Origin of the sequence: Curtobacterium sp. P97, from assembly GCF_023712445.1 — a bacterium.
In the GTDB taxonomy this organism is placed as follows: Bacteria; Actinomycetota; Actinomycetes; order Actinomycetales; family Microbacteriaceae; genus Curtobacterium.
Window position 1 is genome coordinate 1 of sequence record NZ_JAMAYF010000035.1, and the last position, 652, is coordinate 652.

Below are 652 nucleotides of genomic sequence, written 5' to 3' on the forward strand. Positions count from 1 at the left end.
GTATACAAACGCGTTCACAGATCCGTGACAGCTGTCACAGGCTGTGCCTACGATCCGACCCGACACCGTCCGCACGGGGGCGGTGGCGGCTCACCCTCCACCACGAAGAAGGTCCTCGATGGCCACCACCACGGACGGGGCTCCGCGCACGAGCGCCCGCCTGCGGGTCCAGCGGTTCGGCACGTTCCTGTCGAACATGGTCCTGCCCAACATCGGCGCGTTCATCGCGTGGGGCCTGATCACGGCCCTGTTCATCCAGACCGGCTGGATCAAGCTGATCGGCGACGCCCTCGGCTACGAGGGCGGCTACGGCTTCGTGTCGGTCCTCGGCGGGTGGAAGGACGCCGACGGCGCCCTCCTGGACGCCGGCGGCAACGTCGGGATCGTCGGCCCGATGATCACGTACCTGCTGCCGCTGCTCATCGGCTACACCGGCGGCCGCATGGTCTACAACGACTCGATCCGCGGCGGCGTGGTCGGGGCCATCGCCACCATGGGCGCCATCACCGGCGCCAGCGTGCCCATGTTCCTGGGCGCCATGGTCATGGGCCCGCTCGGCGGCTGGTCGATGAAGAAGCTCGACGCCCTGTGGGCGCACAAGATCCGCCCGGGCTTCGAGATGCTGGTCAACAACTTCTCCGCCGGCATCTGG

Annotated in this window: 1 pseudogene; it reads left to right on the forward strand. The window is 68.3% G+C overall.

The window, feature by feature from the left end:
* Nucleotides 1-118 precede the first annotated feature (118 nt).
* Nucleotides 119-652 (forward strand): annotated as a pseudogene (locus M3677_RS16790) (PTS mannitol transporter subunit IIB); the annotation flags it as partial.